The sequence below is a fragment of the Streptomyces eurythermus genome, assembly GCF_014649115.1.
Classification (GTDB): Bacteria; Actinomycetota; Actinomycetes; order Streptomycetales; family Streptomycetaceae; genus Streptomyces; species Streptomyces eurythermus.
Genome location: NZ_BMSK01000020.1, coordinates 115083 through 131871 on the forward strand (window position 1 = coordinate 115083; position 16789 = coordinate 131871).

A 16789-nucleotide genomic window follows, 5' to 3' on the forward strand; every position below is an offset into this window, starting at 1 on the left:
TAAATTCGGGCGTCGGTGAGCGTGAGGGGCGTGGGGCCGCGCCGGCACGCGGGTGCGCCGCGTGGCGCGAAACCGTGGGCGGCCCGCGGACGCCCCCGCCGTCTACGCCTCCCTGGTGCCGGCGTACATCTCGTCGATCAGGCCCTTGTACGCCCGCTCCACCACCGGCCGCTTCAGCTTCAGGCTCGGCGTGATCTCGCCGTGCTCCACATCGAGGTCGCGCGGCAGCAGCCGGAACTTCTTGACGGTCTGCCAGCGCTGGAGCCCGGCGTTGAGCTGCCGCACGTACCCGTCGATCAGCTCCACCGTCTGGGGCGCGGCGACGACCTCGGCGTACGACCTGCCCTCCAGGCCGTTCTCCTTCGCCCACTGCAGGATCGCGGGCTCGTCCAGGGCGATCAGGGCGGTGCAGTAGTTCCGGTCGGCGCCGTGCACGAGGATGTTGGACACGTACGGGCACACCGCCTTGAACTGGCCCTCGATCTCGGCCGGCGCGACGTACTTGCCGCCGGAGGTCTTGATGAGGTCCTTCTTGCGGTCGGTGATGCGCAGATAGCCGTCGGGCGACAGCTCGCCGATGTCGCCGGTGTGGAACCAGCCGTCGGACTCCAGCACCTCGGCGGTCTTCTCGGGCTGCTGGTGGTAGCCCTGCATGATGCCGGGGCCGCGCAGCAGGACCTCGCCGTCGTCGGCGATGCGGACCTCGGTGCCGGGCAGCGGCTTGCCGACCGTGCCGGTGCGGTAGGCCTCGCCGGGGTTGACGAAGGAGGCGGCGGAGGTCTCGGTCAGGCCGTAGCCCTCCAGGATGTGGATGCCGGCGCCGGCGAAGAAGTAGCCGATCTCCGGCGCGAGCGCGGAGGCGCCGGAGACACAGGCGCGCAGCCGGCCGCCGAAGGCCTCGCGGAGCTTGGCGTAGACGAGGGTGTCGGCCACCTTGTGCTTCGCGGCCAGCCCGAACGGTGCCGAGGCGACACCGGTGCGGCGGAAGTTGTCCTGCGTGACCTTGGCGTACTCGCGGGCGACCTCGGCGGCCCACTGGAAGACCTTGTACTTGGCCGCGCCGCCCTCGCGGGCCCTGGCCGCCACGCCGTTGTACACCTTCTCGAAGATGCGGGGCACGGCGGCCATGTACGTCGGCCGCACCACCGGAAGGTTCTCGATGATCTTGTCGGCGCGGCCGTCGACCGCGGTGACGTGCCCGACCTCGATCTGGCCGGAGGTGAGCACCTTGCCGAAGACGTGCGCGAGCGGCAGCCACAGGTACTGGATGTCGTCGATGGTGACCAGGCCGGTCGCGGCGATCGCCTTGGCCATGTACGCCCAGTTGTCGTGCGGCAGGCGCACGCCCTTGGGGCGGCCGGTGGTGCCGGAGGTGTAGATGAGGGTGGCGAGCTGCTCTCTGGTGATCGCGCCGACCCGCTCCTTGATCAGCTGCGGATGCTGCTCCAGGTAGGCGGCGCCGCGTTCCTCCAGCTCGGCGAGGCTGATCACCCAGTCGCCGGTCTCCACGCCGGCCGGGTCGATCACCACGACCTTGGCGAGCGCGGGCAGCTCGGGGCGCTTCGCCACGGCCTTGGCCAGCTGTGCCGCGTCCTCGGCGACCAGCACGCGGCTCTCGGAGTCGGAGAGGATGAACGCGGACTCGTCGGCGTTGGTCTGCGGGTAGATGGTCGTGGTGGCACCGCCGGCGCACATGATGCCGAGGTCGGTGAGGATCCACTCGACACGGGTGGAGGAGGCGAGCGCCACCCGCTGCTCGGGCTCGATGCCCAGCTCGATGAGCCCGGCCGCGATCGCGTACACCCGTTCGGCCGCCTCCGCCCAGCTGAGCGACTCCCAGTCGTCGGGGCCCTCGCCCGCGGCCGGCGGAACGGGGTAACGGTAGGCCTCGGCGTCCGGTGTGGCCGCCACGCGCTCCAGGAAGAGGGCCGCCACGGACGGCGGACGGTTCTCGATCAGGGTCTGTGTGTCGCTCACGACATCCTCCGGGGGCCCGCGACGGTGCGGCTGGCTCGGTGCGGCTTGGGTTGACTCACGGTGGGGGTAGCGGACTGTTGTTTAACTCGCGAGTAACTAACGAGCAGGGATCAGGGTAAGGGGCGGCCGCCCGCCGCGTAAGGGGCATCGGCCCGACACTTTCCGACACGCGGTCACGTCCGCTACGCACGGGGGCCCGCCGCGCTTTCGCACGACGGGCCCCCGCATGCCCGCTTTGCGGGCGTAACCGGCCGTAACCGGTGATTACTTCTTGCCCTTGGCCGACCCCGCAGCGTCATCGCTGGACAGCACGGCGATGAATGCCTCCTGCGGAACCTCCACGGAACCCACCATCTTCATCCGCTTCTTACCTTCCTTCTGCTTCTCCAGCAGCTTCCGCTTACGGGAGATGTCACCGCCGTAACACTTGGCGAGGACGTCCTTGCGGATGGCGCGGATGGTCTCGCGGGCGATGACCCGGGAGCCGATGGCGGCCTGCACCGGCACCTCGAAGGCCTGCCGGGGGATCAGCTCCTTGAGTTTGGCGACGAGCCGCACGCCGTACGCGTACGCCTGGTCCTTGTGGGTGATCGCCGAGAAGGCGTCCACCTTGTCGCCGTGCAGCAGGATGTCGACCTTGACCAGGGAGCTGGTCTGCTCGCCGGTGGGCTCGTAGTCCAGCGAGGCGTAGCCGCGGGTCTTGGACTTCAGCTGGTCGAAGAAGTCGAAGACGATCTCCGCGAGCGGCAGCGTGTAGCGGATCTCGACGCGGTCCTCGGAGAGGTAGTCCATGCCCAGCAGCGTGCCGCGCCGGGTCTGGCACAGCTCCATGATCGAGCCGATGAACTCGGTCGGCGCGAGGATCGTGGCCCGCACGACCGGCTCGAAGACCTCGTTGATCTTGCCCTCGGGGAACTCGCTCGGGTTGGTGACCGTGTGCTCGCTGCCGTCCTCCATGACCACGCGGTAGACCACGTTGGGGGCGGTGGCGATCAGGTCGAGACCGAACTCGCGCTCCAGCCGCTCCCGGATCACGTCCAGGTGCAGCAGGCCGAGGAAGCCGACGCGGAAACCGAAGCCGAGGGCGGCGGAGGTCTCCGGCTCGTAGACCAGCGCGGCATCGTTGAGCTGGAGCTTGTCCAGGGCCTCGCGCAGCTCCGGGTAGTCGGAGCCGTCCAGCGGGTACAGACCGGAGAAGACCATCGGCTTCGGGTCCTTGTAACCGCCGAGCGCCTCGGTGGCGCCCTTGTGCTGGCTGGTGACCGTGTCACCGACCTTGGACTGCCGGACGTCCTTCACGCCGGTGATGAGGTACCCCACCTCGCCGACGCCGAGACCGTCGGCCGGCAGCATCTCCGGCGAGTTGACACCGATCTCCAGCAGCTCGTGCGTGGCGCCGGTCGACATCATCTTGATGCGCTCGCGCTTGTTGAGCTGGCCGTCGATGACACGGACGTACGTCACGACACCGCGGTAGGAGTCGTAGACCGAGTCGAAGATCATCGCGCGGGCGGGCGCGTCGGCGACACCGACCGGCGCCGGGATCTCCTTGACGACCTTGTTCAGCAGCGCGTCCACACCGAGACCGGTCTTCGCCGAGACCTTGAGCACGTCGTCCGGTTCGCAGCCGACCAGGTTCGCCAGCTCCTCGGCGAACTTCTCCGGCTGCGCGGCCGGCAGGTCGATCTTGTTCAGCACCGGGATGATCGTGAGGTCGTTCTCCATCGCCAGGTACAGGTTGGCGAGGGTCTGCGCCTCGATGCCCTGGGCGGCGTCGACCAGGAGGATGGTCCCCTCGCAGGCGGCGAGCGACCGCGAGACCTCGTAGGTGAAGTCGACGTGCCCCGGGGTGTCGATCATGTTGAGGATGTGGGTCGTGCCCTGGTCGGGGCCCTCGGTCGGGGCCCAGGGCAGACGCACCGCCTGGGACTTGATCGTGATGCCGCGCTCGCGCTCGATGTCCATCCGGTCGAGGTACTGAGCACGCATCTGCCGCTGCTCGACCACACCGGTCAGCTGGAGCATCCGGTCGGCGAGCGTGGACTTGCCGTGGTCGATGTGCGCGATGATGCAGAAATTGCGGATCAGAGCCGGGTCGGTACGGCTCGGCTCGGGCACATGGTTAGGGGTCGCGGGCACGCAGGGTCCTGTCTCTTGAGGCGCCTTATGCCTCGGGTCGGATCGTTACGTAGTCTCCATGGTCCCACGGAGAGGGACCATGGAGCCGTTTTGGGCTGCCCGGAGGGCCACTGGTACTGTAGATGGCTGTGCCTCATGCCCTCTCAGCGCGAGGCGCGACAGAAAATTTTGGATCACCGGTTCGGGACCCGAGCGGCCCCGCGCCTGAACCTGAAAAGGCTCCTTCGTGGCGAACATCAAGTCCCAGATCAAGCGGAACAAGACCAACGAGAAGGCCCGGCTGCGCAACAAGGCCGTCAAGTCCTCTCTGAAGACCGCGATCCGCAAGGCTCGCGAGGCCGCTGCCGCGGGTGACGTGGAGAAGGCCACCGAGCTGCAGCGCGCTGCCGCGCGTGCGCTCGACAAGGCCGTCTCGAAGGGCGTCATCCACAAGAACCAGGCCGCCAACAAGAAGTCGGCGCTTGCTTCCAAGGTCTCGTCCCTCAAGGGCTGAACCTCCTTTCTGATCTGATCGCCGGAAGGACCCAGAGCGGGCCCTCTCTCATCCGCTCCCGACCGGCACCCCAGGACCCACGCGCGGCCTGCGTTCGCCACGCGGGCGTGGATCCACAAGCTTGATCCGGCGGCCCCGGCGCCTTCGCCTTTCCCCAAGGCGGGCACCGGGGTCTTTGGCATGCTCGGGGTGCTGGGGGTGCTCGGGTGCTTGCCGTCGGCGTGCCTGAGGAGCTTTTGGCATGCCTGGGGAACCTTTGGCGTGCGCGGGAGGGGCGGGGCGCCAGGAGGCGGAGCCGGTTCGGTCAGGCCCGGCCTCTGGAGCGGGCGGCTCGGGCGATCACCACGACCGCCTTCTCCAGGGCGTACTCGGGGTCGTCGCCGCCGCCCTTCACACCCGCGTCCGCCTCCGCGACCGCCCTGAGGGCCACCGCGACCCCGTCCGGCGTCCAGCCCCGCATCTGCTGGCGCACCCGGTCGATCTTCCACGGCGGCATGCCCAGCTCACGCGCCAGATCGGCCGGGCGGCCGCCCCGGGCCGAGGACAGCTTGCCGATGGCCCGAACGCCCTGCGCCAGCGCGCTGGTGATCATCACCGGCGCCACCCCTGTCGCCAGCGACCATCTCAGGGCCTCCAGCGCCTCCGCCGTACGCCCCTCCACGGCCCGGTCGGCGACCGTGAAGCTGGAGGCCTCGGCGCGCCCCGTGTAGTACCGTCCGACGATCGCCTCGTCGATCGTCCCCTCCACGTCGGCGACCAGCTGCGAGACCGCCGAGGCCAGCTCCCGCAGGTCGCTCCCGATGGCGTCGCAGAGCGCCTGGCAGGCTTCGGGGGTGGCCGACCGCCCGAGGGAGCGGAACTCGCCCCGCACGAAGGCCAGCCGGTCCGCCGGCTTGGTCATCTTCGGGCACGCCACCTCCCGTGCGCCCGCCTTGCGCGCCGCGTCCAGCAGCCCCTTTCCCTTGGCGCCGCCGGCGTGCAGCAGCACCAGTGTGATCTCCTCGGCGGGCGAACCGAGATACGCCTTCACGTCCTTGACCGTGTCGGCGGACAGGTCCTGCGCGTTGCGTACGACCACGACCTTGCGCTCCGCGAAGAGCGACGGGCTGGTCAGCTCGGCGAGTGTGCCGGGCTGCAGCTGGTCCGGGGTCAGGTCACGTACGTCCGTGTCGGCGTCGGCGGCCCTGGCGGCGGCCACCACCTCCCGCACGGCACGGTCGAGCAGGAGGTCCTCCTGGCCCACGGCAACGGTCACCGGGGCGAGAGGGTCGTCATTCGCAGTCTTCCTGGCCATCGCTTACAGCATCCCACGCGGCACTGACAGCCAACCGGCCCCGCCACCCCGACCGGTCCCGGAGCGGACCCTGAGGGCGGCTCGGGGTCACGGTTCCTCGCGCCAGCCGTCCCACTCCCCCGCGAACGCGTCCAGCTCGGCGGGGTCGAGCCGCTCGCCCTCGTCCCGCAGGACCACCAGCCACTGGGCGTCCTCGGCGTCGTCCTCACCGGCCAGCGCGTCCCGGACGAGCCGGGGCTCCTCGTCGATCCCGAACCGCTCCCCGAGCGCCTCGGCCGCTTCCTCGGCGGCGTCGCGGTCGGGCAGCACCAGCACGTGTCTCACATCGCTCACGGGCCCATTCTCCGGCACCCGACGGGGGGCCTCCGGCCCGGGCCCGGCAGCCCTCTGCCCCAGGTCGGCCCAGGTCAGCCGGTACGCGCGGCCCGAGCCGCCAGTACGCCCGGTCTCCGCCGCCAGCACGCCCGGTCGATGCCGTCGGCAGGCCCGATCGCCGCCACCCGGTACGCACGGTCTCCGCCGCCGGGACGCGATCGCCGGCCTTCCCCTCGATGTGCTCCCGATCCCGTCCGGCCCCTGCGGGCAGGCTCTCCCCCGGCGGGACGGTTCCGCGCGGTCAGCTCTTCGGCACGATCTGCACGTCCAGGTCGACGCGGATGCTCGGTCCGACCGCCGCGATGCCCCGGGCCAGCATCGACTGCCAGCTGATCGTGAAGTCGTCCCGGTGCAGCTCGGTGGTGGCCCGGCAGGCCGCCCGCGTCTCGCCCTCCATGCCGTTGCCGACACCGAGGTAGTCGGTGTCGAGCGTGACCGTGCGGGTCACGCCGTGCAACGACAGCGCCCCGGTGACCGTCCAGCGGGTGCCGCCCTTGTGCACGAACCGGTCGCTGTAGAACTCCAGCGTCGGGAACCGCTGTACGTCCAGGAAATCCGCCGACCGCAAGTGGTCGTCACGCATCCGGATCCCGGTGTCGATGGAGGCCGCGTCGATCACCACGTGCATCGCCGACTGCTCCATCCGCTCGGCGATCCGCACCACCCCGGCGAAGGAGTTGAACCGCCCGTGGATCCGGGCCAGTCCGATGTGCCGTGCGGTGAAGCCGATCGAGGAGTGCGCGGGCTCTATGTCCCAGTCGCCCGGCGCCGGCGGTTCCGGCGGCTGGGCCACCTGAAGCGTCACATCGCCCAGCGAGGCAAGGGAATTCTCCCCGACCAGCGCGGTGGCCCGGTACGGCGCGTAGCCCTCGGCCGCCACCGCGAGCCGGTACTCCCCGGCCGGCACCATGGCCAGGAACAGGCCGTAGGGGTCCGTGCCCCCGGTCACCACCCGGCGGCCCATGGCGTCCGTGACCGTCAACTCCGCGCCTGCCACGGGCTCGTTGACGGGGTCGACCACCCGGCAGCTGAGCACTCCCGCGTGCGGCGGTGTACGGACCCCCGCCAGAGGATTCGACCGTTGCACGCGGTCTCTCCGGTTACCCAACAAGCGACCGAACATCCACGACACCCCTGTACCCCTCGACATGATCGACTGCCGAAGGTTCATTCGATCACCGATGCGGCTTTCGAGGCAACACAGACCCACATCACAGCAATCCACTGCATGCGCCGGGACTGATCCGAATTAGTCGTTCAGGTCAAGATTTCACACAGCCGCCACACAACTCGTCCCATGCGGCACCGGGTCAGCGCGCACTCGTCACCCGCAGCTCCCCTTCCCTCCCTCCGGTCCCGGTCAGCGCGAGCGCCCCGTCCCGGTCGGTGCGCAGGACCGCCGCCCCGCCGCCGCGCAGGGCGGCCACGGTCGACGGCGCCGGGTGGCCGTAGGGGTTGTCGGCACCGGCGGAGACCAGTGCCACCCGGGGCGCGGCGCGGCGCAACAGCCCGGGATCCTGGTAGGCCGAGCCGTGGTGGGCCACCTTCAGGGCGTCCACCCCGGCCAGGCCGGCCGCCGCCGGGGACCGCAGCAGGGCCTGCTGGGCCGGGGGTTCCAGGTCCCCGAGCAGCAGCAGGCGCAGTCCGCCCGTGCGTACGAGCAGCGTGACACTGGCGTCGTTCGGCCCTTCCGGCCGGAAGGCCGGGCCGGGTACGGAGGCCGGGCCGGGTACGGAGGCGTGGGTTCGCGTTCCGAAAGGCGTGCTGGCTCCGAAGGGCGTCCTGGCTTCCTGGGGCGGGGGCCACAGGACCCGCCAGGTCAGCGGTCCGACGCGCCGTTCCTCTCCCGCGGCGGCCGTCACGACCGGGATGTGCCGCGCGGCCGCCTCCCTGCGGACGAACCGCGCCTGGTCCGCCGGTTCCGCGAGTCCGGTGGTCTCGATCGCGGCCACCGAGCGGCCCCGCAGGACACCGGGCAGGCCCGCTACATGGTCGGCGTGGAAGTGGGTCAGGACGACCAGGGGGACCCGGGTGATGCCGAGCCGCCGCAGACAGTCGTCGACCAGCGCGGGATCGGGTCCGGCGTCCACGACGACCCCCGTTCCTCCGCCCGCAGCCAGCACCGTCGCGTCGCCCTGCCCGACGTCGCACACCGCGAATCTCCAGCCGGGCGGCGGCCAGCCCGTGATCACCCGGGTCAGCGGCGCCGGCCGGGTCACGGCCAGCACGAGCAGCATTCCGAGCAGTCCGCACCACACGGGGTGCCGCGGCAGTCTCCGGCCGACCGCCACGACGGCCACGGTGACCGCCGCGAGCGCCAGTGCCCCCGGCCAGCTCCCCGGCCAGTCCACACCCGCGCCGGGCAGCGCCGCCCCCGCCCGGGCGACCCCGGCGATCCACCCGGCAGGCCAACTCGCGCACCAGGCCAGCGCCTTGGCCACCGGCATCAGCAAGGGCGCCGTCGCGAGTGCCGTGAACCCCAGCACCGTGGCCGGTGCGACCGCCGCCTCGGCCAGCAGATTGCACGGCACCGCCACCAGGCTCACCCGGGCCGACAGCACCGCCACGACCGGCGCGCACACGGCCTGGGCCGCGGCGGCCGCCGCCAGCGCCTCGGCGAGCCTCGGGGGCACCCGGCGCCGCCGCAACGCCTCGCTCCAGCCCGGCGCCAGCACCAGCAGCGCGCCGGTGGCCAGCACCGACAGCAGGAAGCCGTAACTGCGGGCCAGCCACGGGTCGTACAGCACCAGCAGCAGGACGGCCGTGGCGAGCGCCGGGATCAGCGATCTGCGGCGCCCGGTGGCCAGGGCGAGCAGTGCGACGGCGCCGCAGACCGCGGCCCGCAGGACGCTGGGGTCGGGCCGGCAGACGACCACGAAGGCCAGCGTCAGCACCCCCGCGAGCACGGCCGTCATCCTCAGCGAGAGGCCCAGGCGTGGGGCCAGGCCCCTGCGTTCGGCCCGTTGGGCCAGGCCCGGCGGCCCGATGAGCAACGCGAGCAGGACGGTGAGGTTGCTGCCGGAGACGGCGAGGACGTGTGCCAGGTCCGTCTCGTCGAAGGCGTGGTCCAGCTCGGGCGTGATCCGCGAGGTGTCCCCGACGACCAGCCCGGGAAGCAGCGCCCGCGCGTCCCCCGGCAGGTCCTCGGTCGCCTCCCGCAGGCCCGCCCTGAGCCGGCCCGCGAGCCGTTGCGGTCCGCTCGGCCCCGCCACGATCCGGGGTACCGGCCGGTCGCGCACCCGTAGCACGGCCGCCGTCCGGTCGCCGCCCGTGAGCGCGGGTGCCAGCCGGCCGCCGACCCGGAGCCGCGTGGACGGCAGCAGCGCGAGCCAGGCGGCTCGCCCACCCGGCCGGAGCCGGCCGGCTCCGGCCGGCGGCCCGGGACTCCGGCTTCTCCCGGCGCTTCCCTCCGGTGCCGGGACATCCGCGTCGACGACCAGCAGCACGGGCGTCCGCACCCGCATCCGCCGTCCGTCGGCCGCCTCCACGCTGCGCACCTCGGCCCGCACCAGCACCGCCACCGGTGCCATGTGATCGCCGCTCACCCGTGGGCTGCTCAGCCAGGGATCGCCGCTCAGTTCGACCTCGGCGGTGACGGTCGCGAACCGCCGGGCCAGTTCGGGTACCGGCCCGCGCCGCACGTCGGCCCCGTGCAGTCCGGCGGAGACGGCCGCCGCGGCGGCACAGAGCAGCACGGCGGCGACGGCGGCCCGCGCCCAGCGAAACCGGCCCCGCACCCACCCGGCCCGTCCGTCCTGCCCGGTGGGTCCAGGCTGCCCGGTCTGCGCGGGCCGCCATGTCTGCCCTGTCTGCCCTGCCCGCCTCGTCCTCCCCGCCGGCCCCGCCCGGCCCGTTCGCCGCACCGTCAGCAGCAGGACACCGCCGAGCAGGCAGCAGGTGACGATCCCGGCGGTCCAGGCCACCGGAGCGTCCAGGGTCAGGGCGGCCGTGCCCCAGGCCGTGAGCGCGGGCGGGACCAGGCGCAGGTCCAGCGGGCCGTCCCGGCTGGTCCGCGCGGCCCCGCTCCCCTCGTGCCCGGCCTCCGGGCCGGCCGTGTCGAGCGCGCGGTTCATGGCCGTACCAGGTCGCGCAGATCGGTGAACCGGCTGTCGCCGATGCCGTTGACCTCGCGCAGTTCGTCCACCGAGCGGAAACCGCCGTGCTGGGTACGGTAGTCGATGATGTGCCGGGCCAGTACCGGGCCGACTCCGGGCAGGGTGTCGAGCTGGTCCGCGGTGGCGGTGTTCAGGGAGACCGGCGCGGCCGGGCCCGGGCCGGCGGCACCGGTGAGCTGCCCGGCCGCCGAGCCGGCCGGAGCGGCGGCTCCCGCGGGGACACCGACGAGGACCTGCTCGCCGTCGACCAGGAAACGGGCCCGGTTGAGCCCCTCCGTGCTCACCCCCGGCCGGACCCCGCCCGCGGCTCGCAACGCGTCGGCCACCCGGGCACCAGAAGGCAGCCGCAGGATTCCCGGTTTGCGGACCTTCCCGCCGACGTCCACGACGATCTCCGCGCCGGGTGTCGCCGAGGCGGACCCGGCCGTGGTCGCCGTCTCCTCCTTCTTGGGGAACGACGCCTGGGCGCGGACCACTTGCGGGGCACTCACGGACTGGGTCCGGCCCGACCAGAAGTGCTGCCCGGCGATGACGGCCGCGGCCACGAGCACCACGGCCAGCGCCACGACCGCTCGCCGCTCCACCCCGTACCGCGCCTGGAGCCACACCGGCATCCGCTCCCGCAGGGCAAGCCCGGCGCGTTCCCGCCGGCCCAAAGCCGCGGACACCTCCGCCCCTCCCGGTCCCTCCGGTTCCGGCGACCGCGCACCACCGGCCTGTTCGTCATCGGCCGAGGCGGCGGACGGCGAGGGCCGTGGGGACAGTGGGGCCAGGTCGGCCGGTGAGCGCGGGCGATCCGTGCCCCGATCCGGCACAGCCGTGGTGCCTGCCCTCGCCGGCGCCGTCGGCCGTACAGCCTCCCGCACCACCGACCGCACCGACCCCGGCGCCGTCCCCGTCCGCCCCGCCGATGCCGACGCACCCGCGGAGCCGACCGGATCAGGCGGCGCGTTCCCGGACTCCCGCCACCGCACCGCCCGTTCACCGAAGAGGAGTTCCGCCCGGCGGCGTAGTTCTTCCGCCGGCGCGGGCGCCCGACGGCGGCCGCGCCGCTGTTCGCCGGGTCGGGACTCGGCGGATCGAGGCACGGCGGCCCGGTGTTCGGCGGAGCGTGGCCCGGTGACACGAGGGCGCGGTGGCCGGTGCCCGACGGCCCGGCGGTGCCGGACGCGGCCGTCCGAAGCCGGGCCACGGCCGGGGCCGCTGGTCGGGACCGCGATGCGGGAACGAGATCGAAGTGCCATGCGACGAGGATGGAGCACTTCGCCGCATCACGATGATCTTGGTGAATTCCCGTGCATTACCGCCTGGTTGTGGATAACTCCGCCACCCACACGAGTGAAGACGAGTGAAACCGACGGGCCGACGGGCCGACGGCCCCGCCCCGGCCTCAGCGGGGCGAGACGACCGCCCCCAGCAGACCAGGCCCGGTGTGCGCCCCGATCACCGCTCCGACCTCGCTGACATGCAGGTCGGCCAGGCCCGGGACGCGTGCCCGCAGCCGGTCGGCGAGCGCGGCGGCACCGTCGGCGGCGGCGAGATGGTGAACGGCGATGTCGACCTCCGCGTTGCCCGCCCGCTCCACGGTGAGCTCCTCCAGACGCGCGATCGCCTTGGACGCCGTACGCACCTTCTCGAGCAGCTCGATACGGCCGTCCTCCAGCTGGAGCAGGGGTTTGACGGCGAGCGCGGAACCCAGCAGCTTCTGCGCGGCACCGATGCGGCCGCCCCGGCGCAGATAGTCGAGGGTGTCGACGTAGAACACGGCGGATGTGCCGGCGGCCCGCTTCTCGGCGGCCGTGACGGCCTCGTCCACCGTGCCGCCCGCCTCAGCGGCCTCGGCCGCGGTGAGCGCGCAGAAGCCGAGCGCCATCGCGACCACTCCGGTGTCCACCACGCGCACGGGCACCGGCGCCTCACGCGCCGCGAGGACCGCCGCGTCGTAGGTGCCGGACAGCTCGGCGGACAGGTGCAGGGAGACGATGCCGCTCGCGCCGGACTCGGCGAGTCTGCGGTAGGTCTCGGCGAACACCTGGGGGCTGGGGCGGGAGGTGGTCACGGAGCGCCGCTTCTGCAGCGCCTGGGCGAGGGAGCGGGTGGAGATCTCGGTGCCCTCTTCGAGCGCCCGGTCGCCGAGGACCACGGTCAGCGGGACCGTGGTGATGCCGTGACGCTCCATCGCCCGGGGCGGCAGGTAGGCCGTTGAATCGGTGACGATCGCGACATGGCGGGACATGAGCTGGAGGTTACCTGGCGTAGTGCCCGCTCGGCAGCCCGGCCCCTGTCGTGTGACCGGGGAGCGGTCCGCTCATGTGGTGCTCTCGGGGCGGGGCTTCTTCTGCCACGGGACGGTGGGGCGCCACGAGGTCCCGGTGATCGCGTCGGGAGCGGGCCGAGCGGTGGCGTGGGCACCGGCCGCCTCCGAGCGCGCCCGTCCTGTGGCCGGGCCGTCGGCGGGGGTGGCGGGGTCGTCGGGCCAGTGCGAGGACGCCTGGCCGGGTTCGGTTCTCGTCCAGTGGCGCAGGGCGTCGGCCTCGATGTCGATCTGGGCGCTGAGGTGGTCCAGATCGTCGTCGGAGAAGCGGCGGGCGCGGTCGCGGACGGCCCAGCGCAGGGAGTCGGCGGACTGGGTGATGCGCTCGGTGCGCTCGCGCAGTCCGGGCAGGCGCGCGGCGAGTGTGGCCCGGTCGGGCTCGGTCTCCAGGCGCTTGAGGTCGGCGTCCAGGTCGTGCCCGTGCACGCTGAGCCGTTCGAAGAGGCCGAGGGACTCCTTCAGCGACTCGTCCTCGGCCACGCCCGCGTGCAGCGCGTCCTGTGTGGCGCGCATGGAGGTGCGCAGTGCGAGCCGCAGCCGGGCGATCTCGCCGGCCGGCCCGGGCTGGGCGACGGACTTGGCGCGCAGGGTGTGGTCCTCGACCGTGCGACGGGCCTGCGCGATGGTCCGGTCCACCCCGCGCTTGGTGGCACGGACGGCCTTGACCGTGGCGTAGGCGCCCATGCCCACGAAGATCAGGAAGAGCAGGGCGAACACGGTGAGCACTACGTCCATGGCGCTCCTCCTCCGGTCGGTGCGGTACGGCCCGCTGCGCTTCTAACGGTAAACGCAGCGGGCAGGCCCGGAGTTCCGTCCGAACCCCGAACCTGCCCGTAGGGGACTACCCCGAGTCGACGAAAACGTCCCTTTTCGCGACCCGGTACACGCCGGTGTTCACGCGGGAACGATTACGCGGGAACGATGTTGACCAGCTTGGGCGCCCGCACGATCACCTTGCGGATGCCCGCGCCGCCCAGCGCCGCGATCACCTTCTCGTCGGCCAGCGCGACCTTCTCCAGCTCCTCCTCGGAGATGGCGGGCGGCACCTCCAGCCGGGCCTTGACCTTGCCCTTGATCTGCACGACGCAGGTCACGGTCTCGTCGACGACGTAGGCCGGGTCGGCGACCGGGAAGTCCCGGTGGACGACGGAGTCGGTGTGGCCCAGCTTGCGCCACAGCTCCTCGGCGATGTGCGGGGCCAGCGGGGCGACCATCAGCACCAGCGGCTCGGCCACGGACCGCGGCACCGCGCCACCGGTCTTGGTCAGGTGGTTGTTCAGCTCGGTGACCTTGGCGATGGCGGTGTTGAAGCGCAGGCCCTCCAGGTCCTGGCGCACGCCGTCGATGGCCTTGTGCAGGGCGCGCAGGGTCTCCTCGTCGGGCTCCGCGTCGGTGACGGTGACCTCGCCGGTGGTCTCGTCGACGATGTTGCGCCACAGCCGCTGCAGCAGCCGGAACTGGCCGACCACCGCGCGCGTGTCCCACGGGCGGGAGACGTCCAGCGGGCCCATGGCCATCTCGTACAGGCGCAGCGTGTCCGCGCCGTACTCGGCGGCGATCTCGTCCGGGGTCACCGCGTTCTTCAGGGACTTGCCCATCTTGCCCAGCAGGCGGGTGACCTTCTCGCCCTGGTAGTAGTACGCGCCGTCGCGCTCCTCCACCTCGGCGGCCGGCACCGCGATGCCCCGGCTGTCGCGGTAGACGTAGGCCTGGATCATGCCCTGGTTGAACAGCTTGTGGAACGGCTCCGCGGAGGAGACGTGCCCCAGGTCGTACAGGACCTTGGACCAGAAGCGCGCGTACAGCAGGTGCAGCACGGCGTGCTCGGCGCCGCCGACGTACAGGTCCACACCGCCGTGCGGCAGGCCCTCGCGCGGGCCCATCCAGTACCGCTCGATCTCCGGGTCCACCAGCTCGCGGTCGTTGTGCGGGTCCAGGTAGCGGAACTCGTACCAGCAGGAACCGGCCCAGTTGGGCATGGTGTTGGTCTCGCGGCGGTACTTCTTGGGGCCGTCGCCCAGGTCCAGGGTGACGTTGACCCATTCCTCGTTGCGCGACAGCGGGGTCTCGGGCTGGGTGTCGGAGTCGTCCGGGTCGAAGGTGCGCGGGCTGTAGTCCTCGACCTCGGGCAGCTCCAGCGGCAGCATCGACTCGGGCAGCGCGTGGGCGACGCCGTCCTCGTCGTAGACGATCGGGAAGGGCTCGCCCCAGTAGCGCTGGCGGCTGAACAGCCAGTCGCGCAGCCGGAAGTTGACGGTGCCCTCGCCGATGCCCTTGCCGGCCAGCCACTCGGTGATGCGCGCCTTGGCGTCGGCCACGCCCAGGCCGTTCAGCTTCAGGTCGTCGCTGTCGGAGTTGACGATCTTCGCGTCGTAGGAGACGAAGGCGTCGTCCCAGGTGGACGGGTCGGTGCCGCGGCCGTCGGTCGGCTCGACCACACAGCGGATGGGCAGCTCGAAGGCGCGCGCGAAGGCGAAGTCGCGGCTGTCGTGGCCCGGGACGGCCATGATCGCGCCGGTGCCGTAGCCCATCAGGACGTAGTCGGCGATGAAGACCGGGACCCGCTCGCCGCTGACCGGGTTGGTCGCGAAGGCGCCGGTGAAGACGCCGGTCTTGTCCTTGGCCTCGGCCTGCCGCTCCACGTCGGACTTCGAGGCGGCCTGCGCGCGGTAGGCGGCGACGGCCTCGGCCGGGGTGGCGTGGCCGCCGGTCCACACCTCGTGCGTACCCTCGGGCCACGCCTCGGGGGTGAACTTCTCGACCAGCGGGTGCTCGGGCGCCAGCACCATGTAGGTCGCGCCGAACAGGGTGTCCGGGCGGGTGGTGAAGACCGTGATGTGCTCGCCGTCGATCGGGAAGTCGATGCGGGCGCCCTCGCTGCGGCCGATCCAGTTGCGCTGCTGGAGCTTGATGGCCTCGGGCCAGTCCAGCTCCTCCAGGTCCTCCAGGAGCCGGTCGGCGTAGGCGGTGATGCGCATGTTCCACTGGCGCAGCTTGGCCTTGAAGACCGGGTAGTTGCCGCGCTCGGACCGGCCGTCGGCGGTGACCTCCTCGTTGGCCAGTACGGTGCCCAGGCCGGGGCACCAGTTGACGGGCGCGTCGGAGGCGTAGGCCAGGCGGTACTCGCCCAGGATGTCGGCGCGTTCGCGGACGCTCAGTTCGCTCCACGCGCGCGTGGTGCCCGGAACGGCGCGTTCACCGGACTCGAACTGGGCGATCAGCTCGGAGATCGGGCGGGCCTTGCGCGCCTGTTCGTCGTACCAGGAGTTGAAGATCTGCAGGAAGATCCACTGGGTCCACTTGTAGTACTCCGGGTCGATCGTGGCGAACGACCGGCGCTTGTCGTGGCCCAGGCCCAGCCGGCGCAGCTGGGCCTTCATGTTCTCGATGTTGGCCTCGGTGGACACGCGGGGGTGCGTGCCGGTCTGCACGGCGTACTGCTCGGCGGGCAGGCCGAAGGCGTCGAAGCCGAGGGTGTGCAGGACGTTGTGGCCGGTCATGCGCTGGAACCGGGCGTAGACGTCGGTGGCGATGTAGCCCAGCGGGTGGCCGACGTGCAGGCCCGCGCCCGAGGGGTACGGGAACATGTCCATGATGAACTTCTTGGGCTTGGCGGCCAGCTCGGGGTCGCCCGCCAGGTCGCCCGAGGGGTTCGGCGCCGCGTAGGTGCCGTCGGCGTCCCAGAAGTCCTGCCAGCGTGCCTCGATCTCGGCTGCCATGGCGGCCGTGTAGCGGTGCGGCGCGGCCTCCGCCGACGCGGCGGTGGCAGCGGGGTTCGTCTCGCTCATGATCCTCAAAGCTCCATCGATCGTCTCTGCCTGCGGAAATGAAAAAACCCCTCGCACAGGAGGGGACGCCGCGCCGATGCCGACCTCACGGCTGAACCTGGGTCGGTACTGATCAGCGCGGCCCGCTAAGCAGAAGGCGTACGGCACGCATGGCGCTAGGGTACCGCAGCCCTTGAGCAAGCCGCGACGCGCTTCCGTATCCCTGAGGGACATGTCCACGAAGCCCGCCGGTACGGAACAAAGGTCAGCGATTACTTCGCGTACCTCCTCCTATGGGACGCCACTCCGATCAGA

Annotated in this window: 11 protein-coding genes; 1 reads left to right on the plus strand and 10 read right to left on the minus strand. The window is 71.9% G+C overall.

What is annotated here, in order from left to right; genetic code table 11:
• Positions 1-102 precede the first annotated feature (102 nt).
• Positions 103-1977 (minus strand): AMP-dependent synthetase/ligase, encoded by a 1875-nt coding sequence (locus tag IE251_RS32230; protein ID WP_189756487.1) that lies wholly within the window; start codon positions 1975-1977, stop codon positions 103-105.
• Positions 1978-2241: 264 nt separating this feature from the next.
• Positions 2242-4116 carry a translation elongation factor 4 gene (lepA, locus tag IE251_RS32235; protein WP_189756488.1) on the minus strand — a complete coding sequence of 625 codons (1875 nt, stop codon included), beginning with the start codon at positions 4114-4116 and terminating at the stop codon, positions 2242-2244.
• Positions 4117-4342: 226 nt separating this feature from the next.
• Between lepA and rpsT the strand changes: the two genes are divergently transcribed.
• Positions 4343-4609: a 30S ribosomal protein S20 gene (gene rpsT, locus IE251_RS32240; RefSeq protein ID WP_030777267.1), complete on the plus strand. Its 267-nt coding sequence runs from the start codon at positions 4343-4345 to the stop codon at positions 4607-4609.
• A 304-nt stretch (positions 4610-4913) separates the two neighbouring features.
• Here the strand turns inward: rpsT and holA are convergent, their stop codons facing one another.
• The 8 genes from holA to leuS form a co-directional block, all read right to left on the minus strand.
• Positions 4914-5903: a DNA polymerase III subunit delta gene (gene holA / locus IE251_RS32245; protein ID WP_030777269.1), complete on the minus strand. Its 990-nt coding sequence runs from the start codon at positions 5901-5903 to the stop codon at positions 4914-4916.
• 87 nt (positions 5904-5990) lie between these two features.
• Positions 5991-6236, minus strand: a complete 246-nt coding sequence (locus tag IE251_RS32250) for a hypothetical protein (RefSeq protein WP_030777274.1) — start codon at positions 6234-6236, stop codon at positions 5991-5993.
• Between the two features lie 283 nt (positions 6237-6519).
• A complete protein-coding gene (locus tag IE251_RS32255; protein WP_189756489.1) occupies positions 6520-7401 on the minus strand; it encodes a YceI family protein in 882 nt (293 codons plus the stop codon).
• 187 nt (positions 7402-7588) lie between these two features.
• Entirely contained in the window at positions 7589-10351 is a 2763-nt protein-coding gene (locus tag IE251_RS32260) for a ComEC/Rec2 family competence protein (RefSeq protein ID WP_189756490.1), read from the minus strand.
• Positions 10348-11061, minus strand: a complete 714-nt coding sequence (locus tag IE251_RS42340; protein WP_434095167.1) for a ComEA family DNA-binding protein — start codon at positions 11059-11061, stop codon at positions 10348-10350. Before IE251_RS42340 ends, IE251_RS32260 begins: the two co-directional genes overlap by 4 nt.
• 722 nt (positions 11062-11783) lie before the next feature.
• Positions 11784-12629 (minus strand): DegV family protein, encoded by an 846-nt coding sequence (locus tag IE251_RS32270; RefSeq protein ID WP_189756492.1) that lies wholly within the window; start codon positions 12627-12629, stop codon positions 11784-11786.
• Between the two features lie 72 nt (positions 12630-12701).
• On the minus strand, positions 12702-13442 hold the full coding sequence (locus IE251_RS32275) for a hypothetical protein (protein ID WP_189756493.1): 741 nt from the start codon (positions 13440-13442) through the stop codon (positions 12702-12704).
• A gap of 173 nt (positions 13443-13615) precedes the next feature.
• Positions 13616-16495, minus strand: coding sequence for a leucine--tRNA ligase (leuS, locus tag IE251_RS32280; protein ID WP_189756494.1), 2880 nt, complete (start codon positions 16493-16495; stop codon positions 13616-13618).
• Positions 16496-16789 lie beyond the last annotated feature (294 nt).